Annotated in this window: 23 protein-coding genes; 14 read left to right on the top strand and 9 right to left on the bottom strand. The window is 62.3% G+C overall.

Translation table 11 applies throughout. From position 1 onward, the window contains the following. Window positions 1–20: 20 nt before the first annotated feature. From NKJ84_RS09835 to amaB, 3 genes are all read left to right on the top strand, one after another. The gene (locus tag NKJ84_RS09835; RefSeq protein WP_254817007.1) at window positions 21–395 is read left to right on the top strand and encodes a YciI family protein; all 375 of its coding nucleotides are present in this window, start codon (window positions 21–23) and stop codon (window positions 393–395) included. Continuing rightward, window positions 392–1,654 carry an RNA polymerase sigma factor gene (locus NKJ84_RS09830; protein WP_254817008.1) on the top strand — a complete coding sequence of 421 codons (1,263 nt, stop codon included), beginning with the start codon at window positions 392–394 and terminating at the stop codon, window positions 1,652–1,654. The genes NKJ84_RS09835 and NKJ84_RS09830 overlap by 4 nt, the downstream gene beginning before the upstream one ends. 183 nt (window positions 1,655–1,837) lie before the next feature. Then, window positions 1,838–3,349 carry an L-piperidine-6-carboxylate dehydrogenase gene (amaB, locus tag NKJ84_RS09825; protein ID WP_352506288.1) on the top strand — a complete coding sequence of 504 codons (1,512 nt, stop codon included), beginning with the start codon at window positions 1,838–1,840 and terminating at the stop codon, window positions 3,347–3,349. 59 nt (window positions 3,350–3,408) lie between these two features. On the opposite strand, the gene NKJ84_RS09820 is transcribed toward amaB, so the two are convergent. Further along, entirely contained in the window at window positions 3,409–4,272 is an 864-nt protein-coding gene (locus tag NKJ84_RS09820; protein WP_352506287.1) for a hypothetical protein, read from the bottom strand. Between the two features lie 711 nt (window positions 4,273–4,983). On the opposite strand from NKJ84_RS09820, the gene NKJ84_RS09815 reads away from it, so the two are divergent. Beyond that, window positions 4,984–5,796, top strand: coding sequence for a nucleotidyltransferase family protein (locus tag NKJ84_RS09815; protein WP_254817010.1), 813 nt, complete (start codon window positions 4,984–4,986; stop codon window positions 5,794–5,796). After that, window positions 5,789–6,541, top strand: coding sequence for a metallophosphoesterase family protein (locus tag NKJ84_RS09810; protein ID WP_254817011.1), 753 nt, complete (start codon window positions 5,789–5,791; stop codon window positions 6,539–6,541). The genes NKJ84_RS09815 and NKJ84_RS09810 overlap by 8 nt, the downstream gene beginning before the upstream one ends. A 64-nt stretch (window positions 6,542–6,605) precedes the next feature. Here the strand turns inward: NKJ84_RS09810 and NKJ84_RS09805 are convergent, their stop codons facing one another. From NKJ84_RS09805 to NKJ84_RS09795, 3 genes are all read right to left on the bottom strand, one after another. Continuing rightward, window positions 6,606–6,770 (bottom strand): hypothetical protein, encoded by a 165-nt coding sequence (locus tag NKJ84_RS09805; RefSeq protein WP_352478323.1) that lies wholly within the window; start codon window positions 6,768–6,770, stop codon window positions 6,606–6,608. A 93-nt stretch (window positions 6,771–6,863) separates the two neighbouring features. Beyond that, window positions 6,864–8,477: a DHA2 family efflux MFS transporter permease subunit gene (locus tag NKJ84_RS09800; protein ID WP_352506286.1), complete on the bottom strand. Its 1,614-nt coding sequence runs from the start codon at window positions 8,475–8,477 to the stop codon at window positions 6,864–6,866. Further along, complete coding sequence (locus NKJ84_RS09795) at window positions 8,474–9,577, bottom strand: HlyD family secretion protein (protein WP_352506285.1); 1,104 nt, start codon at window positions 9,575–9,577, stop codon at window positions 8,474–8,476. Before NKJ84_RS09795 ends, NKJ84_RS09800 begins: the two co-directional genes overlap by 4 nt. Window positions 9,578–9,926: 349 nt before the next feature. On the opposite strand from NKJ84_RS09795, the gene NKJ84_RS09790 reads away from it, so the two are divergent. Next, window positions 9,927–10,358, top strand: coding sequence for a hypothetical protein (locus tag NKJ84_RS09790; protein WP_254817079.1), 432 nt, complete (start codon window positions 9,927–9,929; stop codon window positions 10,356–10,358). Between the two features lie 263 nt (window positions 10,359–10,621). Here NKJ84_RS09790 and NKJ84_RS09785 read toward each other — a convergent pair whose 3' ends face one another. The 3 genes from NKJ84_RS09785 to NKJ84_RS09775 all read right to left on the bottom strand — a co-directional run bounded on the left by NKJ84_RS09785 (window position 10,622) and on the right by NKJ84_RS09775 (window position 13,143). Then, entirely contained in the window at window positions 10,622–11,812 is a 1,191-nt protein-coding gene (locus tag NKJ84_RS09785) for an NADH-quinone oxidoreductase subunit D (RefSeq protein WP_352506284.1), read from the bottom strand. 66 nt (window positions 11,813–11,878) lie between these two features. Then, complete coding sequence (locus NKJ84_RS09780; protein ID WP_352506283.1) at window positions 11,879–12,304, bottom strand: hypothetical protein; 426 nt, start codon at window positions 12,302–12,304, stop codon at window positions 11,879–11,881. A gap of 164 nt (window positions 12,305–12,468) precedes the next feature. Then, complete coding sequence (locus NKJ84_RS09775) at window positions 12,469–13,143, bottom strand: DUF2161 domain-containing phosphodiesterase (RefSeq protein ID WP_352506282.1); 675 nt, start codon at window positions 13,141–13,143, stop codon at window positions 12,469–12,471. A gap of 329 nt (window positions 13,144–13,472) precedes the next feature. Between NKJ84_RS09775 and NKJ84_RS09770 the strand changes: the two genes are divergently transcribed. The 7 genes from NKJ84_RS09770 to apnL all read left to right on the top strand — a co-directional run bounded on the left by NKJ84_RS09770 (window position 13,473) and on the right by apnL (window position 21,811). Beyond that, the gene (locus NKJ84_RS09770) at window positions 13,473–14,300 is read left to right on the top strand and encodes a phosphogluconate dehydrogenase C-terminal domain-containing protein (protein WP_352506281.1); all 828 of its coding nucleotides are present in this window, start codon (window positions 13,473–13,475) and stop codon (window positions 14,298–14,300) included. A 264-nt stretch (window positions 14,301–14,564) separates the two neighbouring features. After that, window positions 14,565–15,506 (top strand): D-ribose ABC transporter substrate-binding protein, encoded by a 942-nt coding sequence (locus NKJ84_RS09765; RefSeq protein ID WP_023675475.1) that lies wholly within the window; start codon window positions 14,565–14,567, stop codon window positions 15,504–15,506. 109 nt (window positions 15,507–15,615) lie between these two features. Continuing rightward, window positions 15,616–16,269: a DUF2291 family protein gene (locus NKJ84_RS09760; protein ID WP_352506280.1), complete on the top strand. Its 654-nt coding sequence runs from the start codon at window positions 15,616–15,618 to the stop codon at window positions 16,267–16,269. Then, window positions 16,266–17,810, top strand: a complete 1,545-nt coding sequence (locus NKJ84_RS09755) for a sugar ABC transporter ATP-binding protein (RefSeq protein WP_352506279.1) — start codon at window positions 16,266–16,268, stop codon at window positions 17,808–17,810. The genes NKJ84_RS09760 and NKJ84_RS09755 overlap by 4 nt, the downstream gene beginning before the upstream one ends. Next, window positions 17,807–18,871, top strand: coding sequence for an ABC transporter permease (locus NKJ84_RS09750; RefSeq protein WP_352506278.1), 1,065 nt, complete (start codon window positions 17,807–17,809; stop codon window positions 18,869–18,871). Before NKJ84_RS09755 ends, NKJ84_RS09750 begins: the two co-directional genes overlap by 4 nt. Before the next feature lies 1 nt (window position 18,872). Then, window positions 18,873–19,907 (top strand): Gfo/Idh/MocA family protein, encoded by a 1,035-nt coding sequence (locus NKJ84_RS09745; protein WP_352506277.1) that lies wholly within the window; start codon window positions 18,873–18,875, stop codon window positions 19,905–19,907. Then, on the top strand, window positions 19,904–21,811 hold the full coding sequence (apnL, locus tag NKJ84_RS09740) for a D-apionate lactonase (protein WP_352506276.1): 1,908 nt from the start codon (window positions 19,904–19,906) through the stop codon (window positions 21,809–21,811). The genes NKJ84_RS09745 and apnL overlap by 4 nt, the downstream gene beginning before the upstream one ends. Before the next feature lie 77 nt (window positions 21,812–21,888). Here apnL and NKJ84_RS09735 read toward each other — a convergent pair whose 3' ends face one another. After that, on the bottom strand, window positions 21,889–22,857 hold the full coding sequence (locus NKJ84_RS09735; RefSeq protein ID WP_352506275.1) for a GlxA family transcriptional regulator: 969 nt from the start codon (window positions 22,855–22,857) through the stop codon (window positions 21,889–21,891). 311 nt (window positions 22,858–23,168) lie between these two features. Next, entirely contained in the window at window positions 23,169–23,882 is a 714-nt protein-coding gene (locus NKJ84_RS09730) for a transcriptional regulator NanR (protein WP_023720267.1), read from the bottom strand. A gap of 183 nt (window positions 23,883–24,065) precedes the next feature. Here NKJ84_RS09730 and oiaX point away from each other — a divergent pair, with 183 nt between their 5' ends. Next, entirely contained in the window at window positions 24,066–25,328 is a 1,263-nt protein-coding gene (oiaX, locus tag NKJ84_RS09725; protein ID WP_352506274.1) for a 3-oxo-isoapionate-4-phosphate decarboxylase OiaX, read from the top strand. Window positions 25,329–25,330: the final 2 nt, after the last annotated feature.

The following is a 25,330-nucleotide window of genomic DNA, read 5'->3' as shown; positions in this document are numbered from 1 at the left end:
GACAGAGAAAAGGACGAACCATGCTCTACGCGATCCTCTGCTATGCCTCTGAAGACGTCGTCTGCTCCTGGAGCAAGGAGCAGGACGATGCCGTCATGGAAAAACTTCTGGGTGTGCAGGAAAAATATGCCCAGGCGGGCCGCCTTGGCCCGGTGGCGCGGCTCTTGCCGACGACCGCGGCGACGACACTGAGGAAGGTCAAGGGCGAATCGATCGTCATCGACGGCCCGTTTGCCGAAACCAAGGAACAGTTCCTCGGCTTCTACACGCTCGAATGCGCCGACCTCGATGAGGCCGTCGACTTCGCGCGTGAGCTTTCCGAGGTCAACCCGAGCGGCGGCTCCTATGAAATCCGGCCGGTCTCGCTCTTCAATCCCGCCAAGGTTTCCGCATGACCGAACTCGCCTGGATCAGCACGGCAATCAGCACCGCTCGCCCGCAGGTGATGGGGGCATTGCTGCGCTACTTCCGCGACCTCGATGCCGCGGAGGAAGCATTCCAGGACGCCTGCCTGAGGGCACTGAACAACTGGCCGAAAAACGGCCCGCCGCGCGATCCGGCAGCCTGGCTGATCTTCGTCGGCCGCAACAGCGGCATCGATGCGGTGCGCAAGCGCGCCAAGCAGGCGCCGCTGCCGGAGGAGGACCAGATCTCCGACCTGGAAGATGCCGAGAGCGACGTCGCCGAGCGGCTGGACGGGGCGCATTACCGTGACGATATTTTGCGGCTGCTGTTCATCTGCTGCCATCCAGACCTGCCGGCCACACAGCAGATCGCCGTGGCGTTGCGCATCGTCTCCGGCCTGACGGTCAAGCAGATCGCCCGCGCCTTCCTCGTCGGTGAGAGCGCGATGGAGCAGCGTATCACGCGCGCCAAGGCGCGTATCGCCGACGCCGGGGTGCCGTTCGAGACGCCGGGAGCGGTCGAGCGCTCCGAACGGCTCGCCGCCGTCGCTGCCATGGTCTACCTGATCTTCAACGAAGGCTATTCCAGCAACAGCGGCGAGGCATCGGCGCGTGCGCCGCTTTGCGAAGAGGCGATCCGGCTGGCCCGGCTGCTGCTCAGGCTGTTCCAGACCGAGCCGGAGATCATGGGGCTGACGGCGCTGTTGCTGCTGCAACATGCACGCGCGCCTGCCCGCTTCGACGAGAACGGCGAGATCGTACTGCTCGAAGACCAGGACCGCAGCCTGTGGAGCCGCAAGATGATCGATGAAGGCCTGGCGCTGGTCGATAAGGCGTTGCGCCATCGCAAGCCCGGTCCGTACCAGGTGCAAGCGGCGATCGCCGCACTGCATGCGCGGGCGGAAAAGCCCGAGGATACGGACTGGAACGAGATCGACCTGCTCTACGGCCTGCTCGAGCAGATGCAGCCGTCGCCGGTGGTGACGCTCAACCGCGCCGTCGCGGTCTCCAAGGTGCGTGGACCGGAAGCCGCACTCGCCATGATCGAGCCGCTGGAGGGGCGGCTTTCCGGCTATTTCCATTTCTTCGGCCTCAAGGGCGGACTGCTGATGCAGCTTGACCGCGGCGAGGAGGCGCGCGTCGCTTTCGACCGCGCCATCGCGCTTGCCAATACCGCCGCCGAGGCCGCGCATATCCGCATGCATATCGACCGGCTGATGAAAGAAGGCGCCAAGCAAACGGCGCATTGATCCGACGCCTTCGCCTGGTTCAACGGTCTGACCTTTGCTTAGACCATGCCGGGGTGGCGATTTTTCCCTGAAACGAGTAATGCCACGCCATGACAGCGCCTGGTGTGCCAACCGGCAGGGGGCGGGTATGGCGCCAGGCTTGGACCGACGCCATATGAGCGACGGGATCTGAAAGGGATGAAAATGACGATTGCGAAGGAAACGGCCGGGCTTCTGGCGAAACTGGGCGTTGCCGAAGGCGCGCTCACGGGCGGCGACCTCATCGTCCGCAGCCCGGTGACCGGCGAGCAGATCGCCGCGCTGAAGACCATCTCGCCGGCCGATGCGGCGACGACCATCGACAATGCCTACAAAGCTTTCCTGGCGTGGCGGCAGGTGCCAGCTCCCAAGCGTGGAGAACTGGTACGGCTGCTCGGCGAGGAATTGCGCACACACAAGGCCGAGCTTGGCCGGTTGGTATCGATCGAAGTCGGCAAGATCCCATCCGAGGGTCTTGGCGAAGTGCAGGAGATGATCGACATCTGCGATTTCGCCGTCGGTCTTTCCCGGCAACTGTACGGCCTGACCATCGCCACCGAGCGTCCCGGCCATCGTATGATGGAAACCTGGCATCCGCTCGGCGTCGTCGGGGTCATCTCGGCCTTCAACTTTCCGGTCGCGGTATGGTCGTGGAACGCAGCACTTGCGCTGGTCTGCGGCGACGCGGTGGTGTGGAAGCCGTCCGAGAAGACACCGCTGACGGCGCTCGCCTGCGAAGCGATCTTCAAGCGTGCAGCAGAGCGTTTCGGCGATGCGCCGAAGGGGCTGGCGCCGGTTCTGATCGGCGATCGCGCCGTCGGCGAGATCCTGGTCGATCATCCCAAGGTGCCGCTGGTCTCGGCGACCGGCTCGACGCGCATGGGCAGGGACGTCGGACCACGGCTGGCGAAGCGCTTTGCCCGTGCCGTGCTGGAGCTCGGCGGCAACAATGCCGGCATCGTCTGCCCGACGGCCGATCTCGACATGGCGCTCCGCGCCATCGCCTTCGGCGCCATGGGCACGGCCGGCCAGCGCTGCACGACGCTCAGGCGCCTGTTCGTGCATGAGAGCGTCTACGACCAGCTCGTTCCGCGCCTGAAGAAGGCCTATGAAAGCGTCTCGGTCGGCAATCCGCTGGAGACAAGCGCTCTGGTCGGCCCGCTGATCGATAAGGCTGCCTACAAGAATATGCAGAAGGCGCTGGAGGAGGCGGCTTCGCATGGCGGTAAGATAACCGGCGGAATGCGGGTCGAGAACGGCCATCCCGAGGCCTACTATGTGCGTCCGGCGCTGGTCGAAATGCCGCGGCAGGTTTCGCCAGTGACGGAGGAGACCTTCGCGCCCATCCTCTACGTGATGAAATATTCGGACTTCGACGCCGTGCTAGAAGAACACAATGCGGTGGGAGCGGGGCTGTCATCGTCGATCTTTACCCGCGACCTGCAGGAATCCGAGCGCTTTCTTAGCGTCGACGGATCGGACTGCGGCATCGCCAACGTCAATATAGGCACGTCAGGGGCCGAGATCGGCGGCGCCTTCGGTGGCGAGAAGGAAACCGGCGGCGGCCGCGAGAGCGGCTCCGATGCCTGGAAGGCCTATATGCGGCGCGCTACCAATACGGTGAACTATTCCAAGGCGCTGCCGCTTGCGCAGGGCGTGTCGTTCGACATCGATTGAAATGCCAGACCTCCGTCGCGGCGGCGCCAAGGCCGCCACGACGGCGTTCGGCTGGCGGTTCAGCTGGCGTCGGGAGTTACAACACAATTGTCGAAGGCTGAATCGATGATGGCGAGCTTGACCGCCTGGGCGGTCATGTATTCCTGATAAAACTCGCTCGACACCCACATGACCGAATGACCGCGCTGGCCCAGCCAGCCGATGCTGCCAAGTTCCTCCGCATCGCGCAATTTGCGTGAAAGGTGGGTCCGGGAAAGCTTGAGCCAGTTCGCGAAATCTCCGATTGAGACGACACCGGTCGGAATTCGGTCCAGGTCGGCATGATCGGGATCGACGCCGGACATCAGCCGATCCATCACGATGCCGCCATTGTCGAGCCAGGTGAACAAGGAAAAAGTCTGTCTTGGCTCGCGCACGGCATGCGACGAAAGCAGGCCGTCGGCCACCAGCGGCTGCAGTTTGGCGAGCACGTCCGGTTGTGCGACGAATGCAGCCAGTCGAGATCCACCGTCCAGGCTGTCCAGCGTTTTCAGATGAGCCATGACCCAGCCGGCAACCGTCTCCAGAGTGCCCGCGACCGGCTCAAAGGGGCGGATGCGCCCGTATTTAATCGGCAGATGCCGGATGAAACCGTAATGCAGCATCTCCTTCAGGAAGGCATCGGCGGTGTTGCGGCTGGCCACCGAATGCCGGCGGATTCCGTCCATGAACCGTGCGGACGTAAGTCCCTTGCGATGGTCGTCCGGCTCTCGATCGAAATACAAGGCAAGGCCGATATGGGCCATCAGCCAGCGTTGTTGCGTGGCGAACACCGAAGCCAGCCGCGGGTTCGCTTCATAGGTCTGGAGCAGCGCCCGCGACTGAGCCTGGACGTGCCGACGCAATGCCGGATGGCTGGCAATGTCTTCAGAAACCAGCGCCATCCCGCCGAGCCCAACCAAATTTGCAACTGGAAATACCGGTCACAATTTCAGCCTTCGCGGACCGTGTCCAGAGCCGGCACATCAGGATACGAGCTGAATCCCGCCGGCTAGCAATTACGCGACTTGGTCGCCGAGGATGCGATCTCGCGAGGCGCTGATCTTGCCGCGCGAGACTAGCCTGCTTGAACCCATAATGGTGGCTTCGCCTGGCCAGCCCGCATTCCCCGACGGCGAGGCGGAACCAACACCAGTTTTGCTCGTTGAAGAACGCTGATTGGACTGAGACAGTGAGGAATTACAAAATGGAGAATGGGCTTTTCGCCACGCCGCCTGCAGCGTTCCGAAAAACAGAGTCGGTTTGGCTACGGGCGCTCAAGTGGCTGTTAAGCCGGGTGCGCAGCGCCTCCGACAGCTCCGGAACCATGTTGAAGCCAATCCTTGCTGGACCGGAGGATGGCGGGGTCCACTCCGCCTCGACGCGTTTGAGCCGATCTCGACGCGTTTGAGGCCGATCGCGCTGCGATTTTGACTCCAAAAATAGCCGCTCACATATTTTTTCTTTTTATGGCCGCCGCCGCAACCTCGCCCATAGCCGCTTCGAAGGCCGGCCACGGCGGCGTGTCGGCCTGATGCAGCAGGCGGGAACCATCGGGCATGCTTGGCTATTAGATACAGGCGGCTGCTGGTCTGCCGAGCCAGGAGCCATTGCTTATGATCATCGATCCCCCACCGAAAAGCGCCATCCCGGCATCAGTTCCGTCGGTCGATCCAAAAGCCGCCCCGACGCCTCGCAATGCCGAAGCGGAGGTCTTTTATATCGAAGCGATCCGCGAGCTTGTCGCGACCGGCATCCCCTTTCTCGTCGCCGGCACCTATGCCGTAAGCGCCTATACCGGGATCACCCGCCCGACCAAGGATCTGGACATTTTCTGCAAGGCTGGCGACTGCGCGCGCATCCTCGCCCATTTCAAGCAGATCGGCTACGCCGTCGTGGTTGAGGACGACCGGTGGCTCGGCAAAGTGTTCAAGGGCACGCATTTTTTCGACGTCATCTTCACCTCGATGAACGGCACAATGCCTGTCGACGACCAGTGGCTGGAGCATGCTCGCCAGGCCGAATTACTGGGCAGCCAGGTGCGGATCATCGGCCCAACCGAGCTTATCTGGTCCAAATGCTTCATCCAGGATCGCGGCCGCCACGATGGGGCCGACGTCGCGCATACCATCCTCAAGGCGCACGACCAGATCGACTGGCAAAGGCTGCTTTCCTACATGGAAGTCCATTGGGAAGTTCTGCTGATGCATCTCTTGAACTTCCGATGGATCTATCCGACGGAGCGCGACCGGGTGCCCGCGTGGCTGCTCGACGAACTGCTTGACCGGCTGGCCAAGCAGCGCGAATTGCCGCCTTCCCGGATGCGGATCTGCCGCGGGCGCATGCTTTCACGAACCGACTATGAGATCGACGTCAAGCAATGGGGCTTTGCCGACGTCGGCGGTGAAGGAGAATATAGCGATGGCTGACGAGCTCGAATCTGCTTCGGCAAAGGCGGAAAATGGCGGCACTCTCAAGGTCGCCGCCATCGGCGATCTGCATGTCGGCAAGGAGGACCAGGCCTCGTACCGCGACCTTTTCGGCGAAATGTCGCGCGAAGCCCAGGTTCTCGTGCTGACGGGCGACCTTACCAATCTCGGCAAGCCTAGGGAGGCCGAAATCCTTGCCGAGGAACTGCGTGCCTGCACGATCCCGGTCGTCGCCGTGCTTGGCAACCACGACTATGAGTCAGGCGCCGTCGAGCAGGTCACCGATATTCTGCGCCAGGCGGGCGTTCACCTCCTCGATGGCGAGGCGACGGAGATTCACGAGGTCGGGTTCGTGGGGGTCAAGGGTTTCGTTGGCGGTTTTGGGTCGCGCATGCTCGGCTCCTTCGGCGAGCCGGCCATCAAGTCGATGGTGGCGGAAAGCGTGAACGAAGCGATGCGGCTTGAAAACGCTATGCGGCAGGTCCGCGCCAAACGCACGCTTGTCGTTCTGCACTACGCGCCTGTCGTCGAGACGGTCGAAGGCGAGCCGCTGGAGATCTTCCCGTTTCTCGGTTCGTCACGTCTGGCCGAGACGATAGACCGGTTCCAGGTCAGCGCGGTTGTGCATGGTCATGCGCATCGCGGCGCTTACGAGGGCCGCACGCCGGGCGGGGCGTCGGTCTATAACGTTGCCATGCATGTCGCCAAGCCGACCGGCCGCCCCTACGCCATGCTCGAAATCTGACAGGCGGCGCCACTGGCGCAGGCAATCGCAGTACACACTGCAGAACGATCACGGCAATTGCCGGCTAAAAAGCCGTCCGCTTCGGTGGAATGTCGTTTTCATCCGGGTTGGGAACGGGGTCCTCGTCGGGGAGCCTGTCGGGGTCCGGCTCACGCACGGGCTTGGGATCGGGAATAGGAGGCGGTGGCACCGGCGTCGGTGTCGGCTCGGGTGTGGGGATAGTGGCCATCGTAATCATCTCCTCTTGGCGCAGAACAACGCAACAGGTCGGCTGGTTCCCGGCTTGCCCGTTTTTGGAAAACCACACCGTCGCACTTGCCGGTCAGCCCATTTCGGGATTCGGCTGGCTGCCACCCGACTTGCTTGACCGCAGCAGCAGCGCCAGCGGAACCAGCAGGGCGGTTGCCACCGCGCAGTAGCGGAAGACATCGACATAGGCGAGCAGCGTGGCCTGGCGGGCGATCAACTGACCAAGCCAGCCGATCGCATGCTGCTTCGCCTCGACCATCGGCGAACCCTGGGCGACGAAATGCTCAGTCGCCTGCCGAAGCGCCTGCTGATAGGCGGGCGACGATTGCGCGGTGTGGCCGACCAGATTCGATTGATGGATCTGGGAGCTTTGCGAAATGACGGTGTTGGACAGCGAGACGCCGATGCTGCCGCCGATATTGCGTGCAACGTTGATCAGCGCCGACGCCTGGTTGGTCTTCTGCGGGGGCAGGCCGACATAGGCCGCGGTTGAAATGGGAATGAACAGGAACGGCAGCCCGACCATCAGGAAAACACGGGCAAAGGCAAAGAAGCGGAAGCTGGCGTCCGGAGTAAGCGAGGTCATGTGCCAAAGGGCCACTGCGACCACCGACATGCCCATCATGATCAGATATTTGGGCTGCACGATGCTGCCTACAAATCCGGACACCGGCATCAAGATCAGCATGGCGATGCCGCCCGGCATCATCGAAAGGCCCGAGAGCGTCGCGGTGTAGGCAAATGTCGTCTGCTGCAGCTGCGGCACGATCTGGGTGGTGCTGAACAGGATAGCACCGACTGCCATCATGACCAGGAACGCCGTGCCGAACTGGCGCGTGAACAATAGGTGCATGTCGACGACCGGATCGCTGCGACTGATTTCCCATGGGATAAGCAGCAGGAACGCGATCGCGGAAATCACTGCGAAAGTGGTGATGAAATTCGAGGCGAACCAATCGTAGCGCTGGCCCCGGTCGAGAAAGATCTCCAGGCACCCCAAGGCTATCGCCACCAGGACGAAACCGACCCCATCGATCTTCAGGCCGCCTTTCAGCCGTTCCTTGCGTTCGCGTTCGAGTACGTCCGGTTCGACCAAGAGCCACTGCACCAGCGCCAGCGACAGGATGCCGAACGGCACGTTGATGAAGAAGATCCAGTGCCAGGAGAAATGGTCCGTCAGCCAGCCGCCGATCGTCGGCCCGACCGTCGGTGCGACGATGACCGCAATGCCGTAAAGCGCGAAGGCCTGCGAGCGCTTTTCTGGCGGGAACGTATCGGCAAGGATCGATTGCTCGCTTGGCGCCATGCCGCCGCCGCCGAGTCCCTGAAGGACCCTGAACAGGATGAGCAGTTCCAGGTTGGGCGCCAGTCCGCACAGCAGCGACGCGACGGTGAAGGTCGCAACGCAGAGCATGTAGTAGCGCTTGCGGCCGATGACGTTTGCCAGCCAGCCGCTGACCGGGATGATCACCGAGTTGGCAACGAGATAGGTGGTAATCACCCAGGTGCTTTCGTCCATTCCGGCCGCCAGGCTGCCGGCGATATTGCGCAGGGCGACATTGGCGATCGAGGTGTCCAGCACCAGCATGAAAGTGGCGATGGAGACGACGACGGCGATAAGCCAGGGATTGTGCGTCCCGGCGGCGGATCGGCTTTCGCCCTGATTTCTGGCGGTTTCGCCGTTCATCGCACCTTGACCGTCGGCACCACCGACAGGCCGGGACCGAGAAGCACATCCGGCGGCTTGTCGAAGACGATCTTGACCGGCACGCGCTGCACCACCTTGACGTAATTGCCGGTGGCATTTTCAGCCGGCAGGAGGCTGAAGGCGGTGCCGCTGCCGGCCTGGATGCTGTCGACGCGGCCATGGAAGGACTTGTCCGGGTAGGCGTCGATGTCGATGTCGACCGGCTGTCCCTGCCGCATCAGATCGAGCTGCGTCTCCTTGAAGTTGGCCTTCACCCAGACCTCGTCGGGAACGAACATCATCAATACCTGGCCGGGTTGGGCGTAGGTGCCGTTCGCGGCGGAAATGCTCGTTGCGCGCCCGGCTGCGGGTGCTGTGATAGTCGTGCGCGACAGCGTCGTGCGAGCTTGCTCCTGGCTGGCCTTGGCCTGCTCGAGCTGCGCCTCGGCGCTCCTGGCCTGTGCCTGCAAGACCGAAACCTGGCTTTTTGCCGAGGCGACATTGGCCTCGGCGCTGTCCAGCGCGGCCTGGTCCTGACGCAACGTCGATGCCGCCTGCTGCGCCTGCTGCTGCGTTGCCGTGCCCCTGGCCAGGAGTTCGCGGTTGCGTTGATCCTCGGCCTTGGCGAAATCCAGCGCCGCCTTGGCCTGGGCAACCTGCCTCTGGGCAGCGTTCACCTTTGCGTTTTGAGCCTCGACCTGGGCGGTGACATTGACGATTGCGGCCTCGGCCGCAGCGACGCCGGCATCGGCCTGCTTCAGGTTTGCCTGATAGTCGCTGTCATCGATACGCAGGAGGACATCGCCGGCCTGTACATGCTGATTGTCGGTAACCGCCAGCTCGGTAACGCGGCCGGCTATTTGCGCGCCGATCGTCACCGTGCGCGCGTCTATGAAGGCGTCGTCGGTCGATTCGTACTGGCGAGCGTTCAGCCACCAGATCGCGATGCCTGCCGCGACGAGCAACAGCGCAAGTGCTATCGCTGCGGCCGCATAGGGATGGCGCCTGGGAAAGCCGAGCAGACCGGCCTTTCGTTGCGAGGCATTCCCGTCGGGCTGTTCCTGCCGGGGCTCTGCCGATCGCCCACGAGATTCTCGCACCCGGGCCGGTTGCTCCCGAGTTTCATTTACAGGCTCGACGTCTTGTTCGACGCTTTGAGGCTTCGTGTCCAACGGAATTGCTTTCAAGACTGATATTGCAGCCGCCGAAGCGGACGCAAAGCCAAACGGCAAGCTTCCGCAAAAGTTCCTGTCCGGAACGGGGTGGTCGGGTTAACGGGTCGACATCGAACCCACCGAGCGGTGCCGGCGCGTTCGAACTAGAGCGCCGTTTCACCGGGCAGGTGATTCATATGCTTCATGTTGCGGCGGTCCGGCCTTGTCAGCGCTCCACGGCGCGATAATTGCTCATAAAGGCGTGGGCAAATTCACCTGTCGACAGGAGCCGACCATGAAACATCAAACACTCGACCAACTGCAAGCCGTCGCGGAAGTTGAGTCCTTCGCGGCGTATCCGGCGATGACTCGAAACCAACGGATTGAACGTTGGGCGGAACTTCTCGAACAAAACCCGACGCGATGCCTTGGGGCGCTTCCAGGCACCGAATATATGAACAGGGAAGCGCGCGACAGATCGCGTGGTGCTGGAACGCCGCTCACCGTCGCCTTCGAGGATCCGGTTCTGCGTGCCATGGGGCTGAAGGACGATACCTACGGTGAGGCAAAGCGCTTCTTCGAACTGAGCGATCGGCAGTTGCACCAAATCGTTTGCCATTGCCATGTCGGTGCTACGATGCAAGCGCGATGGGCCGCTGCCAGGGTGCGCGGGATAGTCCGCGGCAACAGATTTGTTGCCTGGTTGAAGGGATTGATCGCGCATTGACGCGGTACGAGGAACGGCGGAACACGCGTTCTTTCCGCGCCGTGGAGAGCGCTTCCGAACTTGGAAGGGCACGTGCCACGTCGGGCCGCGCAGATTGTGAAAGTCCTCGACGCTTGGCTGCGCCTTGTCGCGGCCATGCGTCCGTTTTGATGCGAGAATTTGAGTTGGCCCGCCGCAAGTGAGAGCCGTCGTCCGACCGGCGTCCGAGCGCAGTCGAGGCAGGTGCGATCTGGCTAGGATGGACCCGCGACCCTTTGACGTGGCTAACGATCGATTTCTCCGAACACGATGTCGAGCGAGCCGATGATCGCGGCGACATCGGCGATCATATGGCCTCGGGACAGGAAATCCATCGCCTGCAGGTGGGCGAACGAAGGTGCGCGGATCTTGCATCGGTAGGGAACATTGCCTCCGTCCGAAACGAGGTAGACGCCGAACTCGCCCTTCGGCGCCTCGACGGCGGCGTAGACTTCACCGCTCGGCACGCGAATGCCTTCGGTGTAGAGTTTGAAATGGTGGATCGTCGCTTCCATCGAGCGCTTCATCGTGGCACGCGGCGGCGGCGTGATCTTGTGGTTCGGGATCGCGACCGGTCCCTGGCCTTCGGGTGAGCGCAACTTTTCCAGGCATTGCCGCATGATCCGGACCGACTGGCGCATTTCCTCCATGCGTACAAGATAGCGGTCGTAGCAGTCGCCATGCTTGCCGACCGGAATATCGAAATCCATCTCCGAATAGCATTCGTATGGCTGCGCCTTGCGCAGATCCCAGGATGCCCCCGATCCGCGCACCATCACGCCGGAAAAGCCCCAGGCCCAGGCATCATCGAGGCCGATCACGCCGACATCGACATTGCGCTGCTTGAAGATGCGGTTCTCGGTCAACAGCTCTTCGAGATTGTCGCAGACCTTGAGGAAGGGATCGCAGAACCTCCAGATGTCGTCGAGGAGTTCCGGCGGCAGATCCTGATGCACGCCGCCGACCCTGAAATAATTCGCGTGCATGCGGGCGCCGGACGCGCGCTCATAAAAGACCATCAGCTTCTCGCGCTCGGCGAAACCCCAGAGCGGCGGCGTCAGCGCGCCGATGTCCATGGCTTGCGTGGTGACGTTGAGGAGGTGCGATAGCAGCCGGCCTATTTCGCAGAAAAGCACGCGAATGAGCTGTCCGCGTTTCGGAACCGATATTTCGAGGAGCTTCTCGGCGGCGAGACAGAATGCATGCTCCTGGTTCATCGGCGCGACGTAGTCGAGCCGGTCGAAATAGGGCAAGGCCTGCAGGTAGTTCTTGTACTCGATGAGCTTTTCGGTGCCGCGATGCAGCAGGCCGATATGGGGATCGGCGCGTTCCACGATCTCGCCGTCGAGTTCGAGCACCAGCCGCAGGACGCCGTGAGCGGAGGGATGTTGTGGCCCGAAATTGATGGTGAAGTTGCGAACTGCAGCCTCGACCATGACAGTCCTCCGCGATCAGGCGGGCTTTGGTTCCGTGCCGGAGCCGGCTTGTCCGCTTTCAGCCGCTCACGTCGTCGTCTGGATGATCAGCGTCAGCGTGCCGTCGCCGTCGATATTGGCCGCCACGACCTGCGTGGAATTAAGCCCATTCGCCGCCAGTGCCGATGCCGCCTGCGGCGATGCGTCGATCGAACTTTGCAGGATGCGCAAATCCTCGGCGCTGGTCTGGGTGACGACGGCCTCCGCCTGTGCCTTGATGTCAGGAGGCAGATCCTCCATCGCCACGATTGTCACTGCGGTGAAATTCTGGGCGGAGAACGCATCCTCCGGTGTAGCCTGGTCGGGAGTGGTCCCTTGGGGCGTGGCTTGCTCTGGCAAGGTTTGCGGCGCCGTCGGCGGCACAGGGGCAAGCTCTGGTCCCACGGATTGCGCATAGACCGGCGAGGCAAGGGCCAGTGCCGAAAGTGTGGCAATTGTCGTCGATAGGCGCATGGCCGTTCCTTCCGTTTGCTCAGCGGACGATCAATTCGGTGACGACAAAACCATCGTGTCGAAATATGGTTCCGTGACTGAGGTGCTGTCTTGTACTGAGTGCTGTCTGGCCGAAAGCCGTGATTGTCGCGGAGAGCAGGGCGCGAAATCCGGCGTTGCCTGTCTCAGGCAGCGGCGTGGCTGCGATCGGGCTGCGGCCAGCGCTGCAAGGCTTCACGGCCCTGAGCGGCCAGTTCGTAGATCCCGCGATCGGTGCGCGCGAACCAGCGATACACGTTGTGCAGCAGAATCTTGGGTGCGTTCGGCAGGTTGGGCTTCAAGTCACGCGGCCGTTTTGGGCCGTCGGCGAGTGCTGCGGCGCATGCCAGTGCCTGCTGGCGATAAGCGGTCATGATCGGCGCACGTGAGCCGCCGCCGGCGACAGGATCGCCCTGCCGACGCCGATGTTCGTCGATTAGTTTCGAGCGGCGCCGGGGATCCCGACGCGGGGCCAATGCCGTCGGGCTGAGCAGCACCTGAACCTCGCCGTTCGGTCGCACGCCAAGCAGGCCAAAGCCGAGCCGACGGCAGAGATTGCGGTATCTCACATCGCTCTCGCGGCCCTTGCCACGGGCCGACATGCATGCCGCGAGCCAGACCTCGTCGCTCGCCGCCATACGGTCGACGCCCTGGAGGATGAGCTCGAGATTGAACTTCAGCTTCAGCTCGCAGATGACGACGATCGGTGGAGAGTCGGCACTCAGCGCCAGCAGGTCGCAGCCGCCGATCTCGCCCTTGACCATAAATCCCGGGCCTTCGAGGAAGGCCTTGACCGGGCTGTAGAGTGACGTTTCGAGCATGGGCCTTTGTTGGCTGCGAATCATCCCGCCGATCGGCGGGTCAGCGCGATGATCGCTCTTTGCCGTTGAACAGAGGTAAACGACGGGCAAACAAATGGTCAGAGCAGTGCCGCGGCCGCTTGCGAATTTGATATGCTGGTATAATGTGTACCTGAGGTAGCATGCTCCGCGTAGCTGCGCTGGACATCCGGGCGCCCGAGACACGTCCAGGCATCGTCATTTGAGCGACGGCTCCCCGCGTTTTTACCCGCCAGCCGGCGGCAATGTGCATACAAGTCAATGAGATGACGATCGGTAGGGCCGTCGTTGGAATTCAGGAGTAACGACATATGACAACGATTGCGCTGTTTGGTGCAGGCGGCAAAATGGGTTACCGTCTGGCAACCAATTTTCGCGGATCTTCGTATACGATACGCCATGTCGAGGTCAGCGACGCCGGCCGCGAGCGGCTGAAGTCGGGCCTCGGCATCGATGCCGTCAGCGCCGATGAGGCGCTTGATGGCGCCGATGTGGTGATCCTGGCGGTGCCGGACACGCACATCGGCAAGGTCGCGGCGAGTATCGAGAGCAAGCTTGCGTCAGGCACGATGGTCGTCGTGCTCGACGCCGCGGCACCTTTCGCCGGGCATTTGCCGAAGCGGCCGGATCTGACGTATTTCGTCACCCACCCCTGCCATCCGCCGATCTTCAACGACGAGACCGACATGGCGGCCAAGAAGGACTATTTCGGCGGCGTCAAGGCCAAGCAGCATATGGTCAGCGCCTTGATGCAGGGACCGGAGGAGGATTTCGCCAAGGGTGAGGCGATCGCAAAGATCATCTGGGCGCCGGTCATGCGCTCCCATCGCGTCACTGTCGATCAGATGGCCCTGCTCGAGCCCGGCCTTTCGGAAACGGTATGCGCTTCGCTGCTCGTCGTCATGAAAGAGGCGGTCGATGAGGTGGTGGCGCGCGGGGTCGACAAGCAGGCGGCGCTCGACTTCCTGCTTGGTCATATGAACGTGCTTGGCGCCGTCATCTTCGGCGAGACCAAAGGCGTGTTCTCCGACGCCTGCAACAAGGCGATAGAGTTCGGCAAGCCGGTTCTGATGCGCGACGACTGGAAACGGGTGTTCGAGCCGGAGGAGATTGCCGCGAGCATTCAGCGCATCACTTGAGGGCAGCGACGCGTTTTCGGAACATGTCACCTGAAATTGTCATTGACTCATTATACCAGTTGCCTTAGCTGTTCGATGGATCGGACCGTCAAGCTTCGCAGCAGGCTCAGGGGCCAGATGAGTGGAGGGTAGTGGGAAGCGATCCGTCGAAGTGAAGCCGGCAGAGGCTTGTGAATCTGACGCGACCCGCCACCTACGGCCGGCTGGCGAAATCGAATGCATATAGCCTTGGGACAAGGCGCGGATTTTCAACGGGAGGAATACATGAAACTGACACGCAGAATGACGCTTGCGGCTTTCGCCGGCATGCTGGCGCTTGGCACCGCCGCACCCGCCTATGCGGCGGATTTGATCGCCATCATCACGCCCTCGCATGACAATCCGTTCTTCAAGGCGGAAGCTGTCGGCGCGGAGGCCAAGGCCAAGGAACTCGGCTACGAGGCGTTGGTGCTCGTCCATGACGACGACGCCAACAAGCAGTCCGAATTGATCGATACGGCGATCGGCCGCGGCGCCAAGGCGATCATCCTCGACAATGCCGGCGCCGACGCCACAGTCGCTGCGGTGCAGAAGGCCAAGGACGCAGGCGTTCCTTCCTTCCTGATCGATCGCGAGATCAATGCCACCGGCGTTGCCGTCGCGCAGATCGTCTCCAACAATTATCAGGGCGCCCAGCTCGGCGCGCAGGAATTCGTCAAGCTGATGGGCGAGAAGGGTAATTTCGTCGAGCTCGTCGGCAAAGAATCCGACACCAATGCCGGCATCCGCTCCAAGGGTTACCACGACGTCATCGACGACTATCCGGACCTGAAGATGGTGGCGCAGCAATCGGCCAACTGGAGCCAGACCGAGGCCTATTCAAAGATGGAATCGATCCTCCAGGCCAATCCCGATATTAAGGGCGTGATCTCCGGCAACGACACGATGGCGATGGGCGCCTATGCGGCACTTGCCGCTGCCGGTCGCAAGGACGTCATCGTCGTCGGCTTCGACGGGTCGAACGACGTGCGCGACTCGATAACTTCCGGCGGCATCAAGGCGACGGTCCTGCAGCCGGCCTTCGCGCAGGCACAGATGGCGGTCGAGCAGGCCAACGACTTCATCAAGAACAAGAAGTCTCCGGCCGAGGAAAAGCAATTGATGGATTGCGTCCTGGTCAATGGCGACAATGCCGCCAAGCTGGAGACATTCGCGCTCACCAACTGAGCCGGCGTAACATCAAGCGCAAGGGACGAGCTCCGGTTCGTCCCTTGCTTCCATTTCGCCCTTGCTTCCATTTCTGGGTGCTCCTGACCGCCATGCCGAACGAGCCGACATGTTCAACACGCTGACCCGGCCAATCCTTGTCGTGTCGTTCCTTGCAGCTATAGTCAGCCTGACCGCCTGCAAGATCCTGCCGACGCCGTCAGCGGAAAACGGCGGCACTGGCTCGGCCTTCAATCCCGACAAGATGGTCGAGGACATTTGGGCGACGAAAGCGATACCCTATCTGCAGCAGAAGGCCGGCCCGTTTGCCGAGGTTCATGCTTTGGCGAAGACCGATCCCGCCGCTGCCGGCGCCAAGTACGGCAATCCGAAAAAGCAGGCGAACTCGCCGTGGACCTTCGCCGTCCGGCTCGAGGGCAAGGTCGTTGCAGCCAATACACAGTCACGCGCGTCGACAATGGACGTCGATGCCGACGGCGACGGCAAGGCGGATGCGCGAGTGCAGATCGGACCCGCCACTCGCGGTACAGCGCTGCGCGACAGCCTTGACTTCATTCAATTCAACGATTTCACCAACCAGATCGACTTCGCCCAGTTCGGCAAGGCCTTCAACGCCTACGCCGACAAGACCGTGCTTTCCAAGCTGCCGCGCGAGGCACTCGAGGGCCGAAGCGTCAAGATCCTCGGCGCCTATACGCCAGGCAGCGGCCAGGACCTGCCGCTGGTGACGCCGGCGGAGGCAGAGATCGGGCCGAAGCCATGACCGGCGATCAAGACGTCATCCTGAAGCTGGAGGATGTCTCGAAAGTCTATTCGGGCACCGTCGCGGTCAAACGTGCGAATTTTGAGGTGCGCAAGGGTGCGGTCAACGTGCTGGTCGGCGAAAACGGGGCCGGCAAATCGACGCTGATGAAGATCATCGCCGGCGTCGAGCGGCCGACGCTCGGGCGCATTCTGCTGGACGGCGAGGAGGTCTCCTTCTCGTCATCCGGGGACGCGGTAAATCGCGGAATCGGCATGGTGTTCCAGGAGTTGAACCTGTTCGGCAACCTGACCGTCGCCGAAAACATTTTCGCCACCCGCGAGATCACCAACCGCTTCCGCAAGATCGACCGCAAAGAGCAGGAGCGCCGCGCGGCGGAGTTCCTGGAACGGCTGGAAGCCGGCATCCGGCCGGACATGCTGGTCGAGGATCTGCGCATCGGCCAGCAGCAGCTGGTCGAGATCGCCAAGGCGGTTTCGCTCGATGCGCGCATCCTGATCATGGACGAGCCGACCTCGGCGCTCAGCGCGGCGGAAGTCGAGATCCTGTTCAAGGTGATTGCCGACCTCAAGGCGGGCGGCGTGGCAATCGTCTACATCTCGCATCGGCTCGAGGAATTGATCCGCATCGGCGACACCATCACGGTGCTGCGCGACGGGCGCATCACCGGCCAGGCGAAGATGAAAGACGTCGACACCCAGTGGGTCGTGCGGCAGATGATCGGCTCGGACGCCAAGGACTTCGCCAAGGCCGACGGCCATGTGCCGGGCGACGAGATATTCCGCGCCGAGGACATTTGCCTACCGCGCGTCACCGGCGGGCTTGCGGTCGACCACGTCTCGCTGTCGCTGCGCGCTGGCGAGATCCTCGGCATCTACGGCCTGATGGGCGCCGGACGCAGCGAGCTGTTCGATTGCATCATGGGCCGCCACGGCCATTCGACCGGCGCGATATTCATTGCCGGCAAAAAGGTGCACGAGCGCGACACGACACGGCGCATCCGGCGCGGGCTGGCGCTGATCCCCGAAGACCGCCAACGCGAAGGGCTGGTGTCGATCCTCTCCGTCGCCAGCAATCTGACTCTGGCCAGCCTGTCGCGGTTCGTGCGCCTGTTCCACATTCGTGGTGCCGCCGAACGACAGGCGGTGACCCAGACGATACGCGAACTGGCCATCAAGGTCGCCGATCCGACGCAGGAAGTCTCGTCGCTGTCGGGCGGCAACCAGCAGAAGGTGGTGATCGGCAAGGCGCTGCTCACCGGACCGAAGGTGCTGCTGATGGACGAGCCGAGTCGCGGCATCGACGTCGGCGCCAAGGCCGACGTTTTCCGCACCATGCGCAAGCTGTCGCGCGACGGTCTGGGGATCCTGTTTGCCACCTCCGATCTCGACGAAGTGATGGCGTTGTCCGACCGTATCGCGGTGATGAGCAATGGAAAATTGACCGGTATCTTCGATCGCGCGGAGGCGACTGAGGCCGCGCTCGTCGCTGCCTCGGCCCTCGGCCACGGCCCGGTCCCGCACGGAGAGCAAGGCGCATGACTGACATTCCAGCCAAGGCGGTGGTCAACTCCATTTCGAGCGGCTCGGTCCTGCTGACGCTGATGAAGGCGAGGACGTTCATCGCGCTGATCGCCGTGCTGTTATTCTTCTCGATAGCTGCCCCTAATTTCCTATCGGCCGCCAATCTTATCCTGATGTCGAAGCACGTGGCGTTGAACGCATTCCTCGCAATGGGCATGACCTTCGTCATCATCACCGGCGGCATCGACCTGTCGGTCGGCTCGATCGTCGGCCTGTGCGGCATGGTGGCCGGCTATCTCGTGCTGAACGGCGTCGACCTGCAGGTCGGCTACACCATCTATTTCAACGTCTTCGAGATCGCGCTGATCACGCTTGCCGTCGGCATATTGATCGGCGCCGTCAACGGCTTGCTGATCACCAGGCTTAACGTTGCGCCATTCATAGCCACGCTCGGCGTGCTCTATGTCGCACGCGGCCTGGCACTGCTGTCGTCCGACGGGCGCACCTTCCCCAATCTCGTCGGCAAGCCGGAGCTCGGCACCACGGGGTTCGGCTTCCTCGGCGCCGGCCGGCTGCTTGGCTTGCCGGTTTCGATATGGATATTGGTCGTCGTCGCACTGGGGGCGGCCTATCTCGCCAGATACACTCCGCTCGGCCGCCATATCTTCGCCGTTGGCGGCAATGAGCGGGCGGCGCGGATTTCGGGCGTCCGCGTCAACATGGTGAAGATGTTCGTCTACATGTTTTCCGGGTTCTGCGCGGCGATCGTCGGGCTGATCATCTCGTCCGAACTGATGGCCTCGCATCCGGCGACCGGAGAGAGCTTCGAACTCAACGCCATTGCCGCGGCAGTGCTCGGTGGCACCTCGATGTCGGGCGGACGCGGCGCCATCGGCGGCACCATTGTCGGCGCCTTCGTAATCGGCATCCTTTCGGACGGGCTGGTGATGATGGGGGTGAGCTCGTTCTGGCAAATGGTAATCAAGGGCCTCGTCATCATCGTAGCCGTTGTCGTCGACCAAGCCCAGCGCCGGCTGCAGAGCCGTGTCACGCTGATGCAGATGGCAAAGGCCGGCTGACATGGCGGAGCTGCGTGGCGCGCTGATCGGCTGCGGCTTCTTTGCCGTCAACCAGATGCATGCCTGGCGCGACATAGAGAGCGCTTCGATTGCCGCCATCTGCGACCGCGATCCGGACCGGTTAAGGGTGGTCGGCGACCAGTTCGGCATCGCGCGGCGCTATACCGACGCTGCTGCGCTGTTTGCCGGCGAAAGGTTGGATTTCGTCGACATCGCTACCACCGTACCAAGCCACAGAACGCTGGTGGAGATGGCGGCGCAGTATGGCGTTCCGGTAATCTGCCAAAAGCCGTTCGCGCCGTCGCTTGCCGACGCCAAGGCCATGGTGAAAGCCTGCGCCGACGCCGGCGTGCCGTTGATGGTGCATGAGAATTTTCGCTGGCAGTCGCCGATCCAGGCGGTGCGTGCGGTGCTCGACAGCGGCGAAATCGGCACCCCCTTCTTCGGACGGATCTCGTTCCGATCGGCTTATGACGTGTTTTCCGGCCAGCCCTATCTGGCGACCGGAAGGCGCTTCATTATTGAGGATCTAGGCATTCATATCCTCGACATCGCCCGCTTTCTGCTGGGCGACGTCTCGACGGTCACCGCGCGAACGGCGCGCGTCAATCCCGGCATAACCGGCGAGGACGTTGCGACGATGCTGATGGACCACACGGGCGGCGCCACTTCCGTGGTCGACTGCAGCTACGCCAGCAAGCTCGCGACAGAGCCGTTCCCCGAGACGCTGATCGAGATCGACGGCAAGGATGGCACGATCCGGCTGGCGCAGGGCTACCGCCTCACCGTCACCGGCAGGAGCGGGACGGTCGGTAGCGACGTCTCGCCGCCGCTGCTGGCCTGGGCATCGCGGCCGTGGCACAACATCCAGGAAAGCGTCGTCGCCATTCAAAAACATTGGGTCGATTGCCTGACCAACGGAACCGAGCCCGCGACCTCCGGCGCGGACAACCTTAAAACATTAGCGCTGGTCGAGGCAGCGTACGCCGGCGCCGCAAGCCGGGAGCCGGTGCAACTCGACGCCTTGCTGAAATGACAGCCAACGCCTTCCTCCTCTACGGCACAGGTGCCGTTGAAGCCGAACCGGTCAGGCTGCAAGCCGGCGCGCTGACGGCGGACTTCGTCAACGGCAATCTGCGCACCATTCGGCATGGCGGCACCGAAGTTCTGCGCGCTATCGCCTACATCGTCAGGGATCGCGACTGGGGCACCTACGAGCCGAGGCTGGCCGATCTTGCCATCGAACAAAATGCCGAGGCTTTTTCCGTCAGCTATTCGGCAAATTGCCGGGCACCGGACGGCAGCCGGCTCGACTTCCGCGCCACCATCAAGGGCTCCGCCGATGGTAAATTGGTCTTCGACGTGAGCGCTCTTCCCGACAGCGATTTCGAAACCAATCGCTGCGGCTTCTGCATCCTGCATCCGATTGCCGGCTTGGCCGGCAGCCCGGTCACGGTCGAGCATACCGATGGCAGCGTGGTCGCGACCAGGCTTCCAGAGCTGATCGATCCCTGGCAGCCTTTCAAGGATCTGCGGGCGATCACCCATGAGGTCCGGCCGGGCGTCACCGCTGAATGCCGGATGGAAGGCGACATTTTCGAGATGGAGGACCAGCGCAACTGGTCGGATGCCTCCTACAAGACCTATGTCCGGCCGCTCGCGCTGCCATGGTCATACATGCTGCCTGCCGGCGAGACCTTCCGCCAGACCATCAGCTTGCGGATGGAGGGTGGCGGGAAAGTGCCGGCTGCCGCGGCAAGCGCCGAACCGATTCGTGTCACGCTCGGCCAAGCCGGACCGGCGCTGCCGGATATCGCCGTGATCATCTATCCGGATGAGGTCGAGGCGGCGCTGGGCAAGCTGCCGATGCTGTCCGAGCTTGGCCCGCAGCAATTGATGTTCCACTATGACCCGACGCGCGGCCACGAGCTCGATGCCTTGCGATCCTACGCCCGGCTCGCCGCCGCCTATCCGGTCCGGACAACGCTCGAATGTGTCATTGCCGGCGACGGCGATCTCGACGCCGAGCTTTCAGGCGTCGCCGACAGGGTGCGGCAGGCCGGGCTCAAGCTTTCGGCCATTGCCGTTTCGCCCTCGGTCGACCGGCAGTCGACGCCACCGGGCAGCGCGTGGCCGCACTGCCCGCTGCTCGAGGACGTCTATGCCGCGACGCGGCGCGCCTTTCCCGACAGCCGCCTCGGCGGCGGCATGTTCAGCTATTTCACCGAACTCAATCGCAAGCGCGTGCCGGCCGATCCGCTCGATTTCGTCACGCATTGCACCTGCCCGATCGTGCACGCCGCCGACGATCTCAGCGTCATGCAATCGTTGGAGGCGCTGCCTTCCATCACAGCCTCGGTGAGGGCGATCTTCGGGCCAAAACCCTATCGGATCGGGCCGTCGACCATTGCCATGCGCCAGAACCCCTATGGCGGTGCGACCAAGGCCAATCCCGACAGTCAGCGCATTGCCATGGCCGACCGCGACCCTCGCCATACCGGGCTGTTCGGAGCCGCATGGACGATCGGCTATGCCGCACGTGTTGCGCCGGCTGGCCTCGAAATACTGACGCTCTGCAGCTTCACCGGACCATTCGGCGTGCTGGCCTCGTCGGGCGAACCTGTCGAAGACGGTACACCCCGGCCGATTTTCCACGCGGTGAAAGGACTTTGCGATCTGGCCGGCCATGCGCATGTGGCGGCGACAACGACCGATGAGAGGCGGGTGCTGGCACTTGCCGGCCGCTCCCAGACAGGCAAGATCATCATCTGGCTGGCGAACCTTACCCCGGTCGATGTTCCGGTCGACGTTTCCGGGCTCGGCTCCGATCAGGGCCCTCTCAAGATTTGGAATGGACGACTGTCACGCCAGATTCCGCGCGATACGTCGGGCCGAGACCATCTTGTGATGACACCCTACGCAATCGTCCGGATCGGCTGAAGTCATTTGCCGAGGCTCATGGGTAGCCGCACTTGCGTAGCGGTTGCGTGTAGCCGCAGCACTCCGCTGCCGAGTTGTCACCGGATTTGCTTTCGAAACTCGCCCGGTGCCATTCCAGTTGTCTTGGAAAAAAGACGGCTGAACGAGGCGACGTCCTGATAACCCACCCGATAGCAAATTTCTGAAACGCTCAGTTTCGTTTCCTCAAGCATGGACCTTGCCAACTCCAGCCGCCTTTCCTGGATCCATTTTCCCGGCGTTGTCTGGAGTTCGTCGAAAAACCTGCGAGACAGGGTTCGCGAAGACATGCCCAATTCGGTTGCCAGAAATTTCAGATCGATTTCCGACATCTTGTCTTTCGAGAGCTCACGCAACTTGTCCTCGAATGGGCTGGCTCCGTTCGAAATTCCATCGAGGGAAAATTCGTAGGGACTCTGGAATGTGCGCGGCGGCGGGAGAACCAGAAGTTTTCGAATGATCCGCTCTTCCTTCGAGAAGCCCAGATCGATCAGCAAAGCCCTGGCGAGTTCGAGTCCGGAAAACCCGCCTCCGCATGTGTAGAGGCGGTCCTGGCGAATGAGGAGCCGGGAAGCGTCCCATCGCACTTGCGGAAACCGGCGGCTTGCCTCGGCTCTCAGCCACCAGGATATCGTCGCGCGTTTACCGTCCAATAATCCCGAATTGGCGAGCAGATAACACGCGCCGCAATGTGCTGCGATGATTGCGTCCTGCTGCTGCGCGAGCGCGATCAGCGGTTTTGAATGTTCACTCTCCTCGTCGAGCGAGCGCAGAAGCTCCGGAATCTCGACACCCGGCATGGCAATGAGAATCAGGACATCCATTTTCCGGGATGGTTGAGCCTTTGTCGGGAAAGAAATTCCGGTGCTTGATGCCGACGGCGCGCTCCTTGAAACGAACTCACAGGAGAGAACCTGCGAACGGCAGACGTCATTCACAAGCTGAAACATTTCCACGAGCGTCGAGACGACGGCCGAATAGAAATTCGACGGCAGCCAGATCACAACGTGGAGGCTCCTGACAGCCATTGCGGTACTCCAGTGTCGTTCTCGTGGATGGCAAGCCTAGCATAGTCTTTGCAAGAATTGCCAATTCCAGAACAAGCGCGCGGGCTCCAGGAGGGCCTATGCGGGCTTGCTGATGAAGGCGGGGCCGCGGAAATCCATGGCTGCGAAGATGCAAATGCTGAAATCGTTGAATGAAAACACGCGGCAAATACATCGGATTCAGAGGGCAACAGAAAACTGCGTCGGTCCGGGCTCAGGCTGATCTGTGGTCAGTCAGTAGGCCGAGAGCAAGGTGCCGGCCGCTACGCCGGTCCGGACCTTGCTCCTGATTTTCAGCTGCCGGAGTTCATCACGTAAAGCGCACGCGAGCGTTCGAGGTGCTTGATCATCGCCTTCTCGGCGCCATCCGCATCCTTGGCTTCGATGCGTCCGATGATCTCTTCGTGCTCGGTCAGCGTGAACTTTTCCTTGCCGGTCCAGATCAGCATTTCGGTGTGGTATTCCTTTAGCCAGCCAAGCATTGCCTCGCTGACGGCGACATAGATCGGGTTGCCGGATATTGCCGAGATCTGGGTGTGGAATTTCATGTCGGCGGATATGAAGGCTTCCGAGTCGCCACGATGGCTGCGCTGCTCTGCAACCGTTGCGCGCAACCGCTGCACGTCCTCGGCGGTTGCCTTCTCCGCGGCCTCCCTGACCATGCCGCGCTCGAAGAAGATACGCGCGTTCTTGAGGTGCTCCAGCGTGTCCTTCGACGACGACAGGATGATCTTGGCGGCGCCGTCGACCTGTTTGATGATCGACTTGGCGGTCAGCTGCAGCACTTTCGCCCGTTCGCCATGCGAGATCGCGACGAGGCCCATATTGCTCAATGCCTGCATTGCCTCGCGGATCGCCGGCCTGCCGACCTCGAAGCGCTCCATCAATTCGCGCTCCGATGGCATGTCGTCACCCGGCAGCAATTCGCCGCTGGTGATCAGGCGCTTCAGTCTCAAGAATACTTCGTCGGAAAGCTTGCGCCGGACGATCGGCTCCGAACGGTTCATCGTCGCGAATCACTCCTTTGACCTGCCCCTATCTAGCATTTCCGGCGCGAATTCCGGAACGCCTGCTGCCGGCTCGCCCGGCTCTGCCCAGCCGGATAGGGCTTGCAAAGCTTATGTACTCATTATACCAGATTTCAAGGGCCAAGGAACCTTTTTCGAACCACCCCGGCAGGCCGCGCGAATATGATTGTTCTCACCTATCGCATCGAAACGCCCGGCAATATCGAGGCGCTGGCGGCCAAGATCGCAAGCGACCAGTCGACTGGAACCTTCGTCGCGCTGGCCGGCGAGACCGAAGAGCTCAAGGCCAGGGTCGCGGCGCGAGTCCTGGCGATACGGCATCTGCCCGATGCGGATCGGCCGTCTCTTCCCGAAACCGGTCCCGAAGCGCGCAATGGCCCGGTCAAGCGCGCCGACGTCGACATCGCGTTTCCGCTAGACGCCATCGGCACCGATTTGTCGGCGTTGATGACCATCGCCATCGGCGGCACATTTTCGATCAAGGGCCTGTCCGGTATCCGGATCGTCGACATGAGGCTACCCGAGGAGTACCGGGGCGCGCATCCGGGCCCGCAATTCGGCGTCACGGGCAGCCGCAGGCTGACCGGTGTCGCGGATCGTCCGATCATCGGGACCATCGTCAAGCCGGCGCTGGGGCTCCGCCCGCCCGAGACGGCCGCAATGGTGCAAGAGCTGATTGCCGCCGGCGTCGATTTCATCAAGGACGACGAGAAGCTGATGAGCCCGGCCTATTCACCGCTGTCGGAGCGGGTGAGGGCAATCATGCCGCTGATCCTCGACCACGAGCAGAAGACCGGCAAGAAGGTCATGTATGCCTTCGGCATCTCACATGCCGATCCCGACGAGATGATGCGAAACCACGACCTGGTGGCAAAGGCCGGCGGCAATTGCGCCGTGGTCAACATCAATTCGATCGGTTTCGGCGGCATGGCTTACCTTCGAAAACGCTCCAGCCTTGTGCTCCATGCCCACCGCAATGGCTGGGACATTCTCACCCGTCATCCCGGTCTCGGCATGGATTTCAAGGTCTGGCAGCAGTTCTGGCGCCTGCTTGGCGTCGACCAGTTCCAGATCAACGGCATCGCCTCGAAATACTGGGAACCCGACTGGTCCTTCGTCGAATCCTTCAAGGCGGTGACCACGCCGATCTTTTCGCCGGCCGATTGCGCATTGCCGGTCGCCGGTTCCGGCCAGTGGGGCGGGCAGGCGCCTGAAACCTTCCAGCGAACCGGCCGGACGGTCGATCTTCTCTATCTGTGCGGCGGTGGCATCGTCAGCCACCCGGACGGGCCGGGCGCCGGCGTGCGCGCCGTGCAGCAGGCCTGGCAGGCGGCGGTCCAGGATATTCCGTTGGCGGATTATGCCTTGAGCCATGTCGAGCTGGCGCGGTCGATCGAGAAGTTCGGCGGCGGCGAGGCGGCCTGACG

The sequence above is a fragment of the Mesorhizobium sp. M0048 genome (assembly GCF_040323405.1).
Lineage (GTDB): Bacteria > Pseudomonadota > Alphaproteobacteria > Rhizobiales > Rhizobiaceae > Mesorhizobium.
Note: the sequence above shows the minus strand (reverse complement) of the source record. Positions and strands in the feature narration are given on the sequence as shown.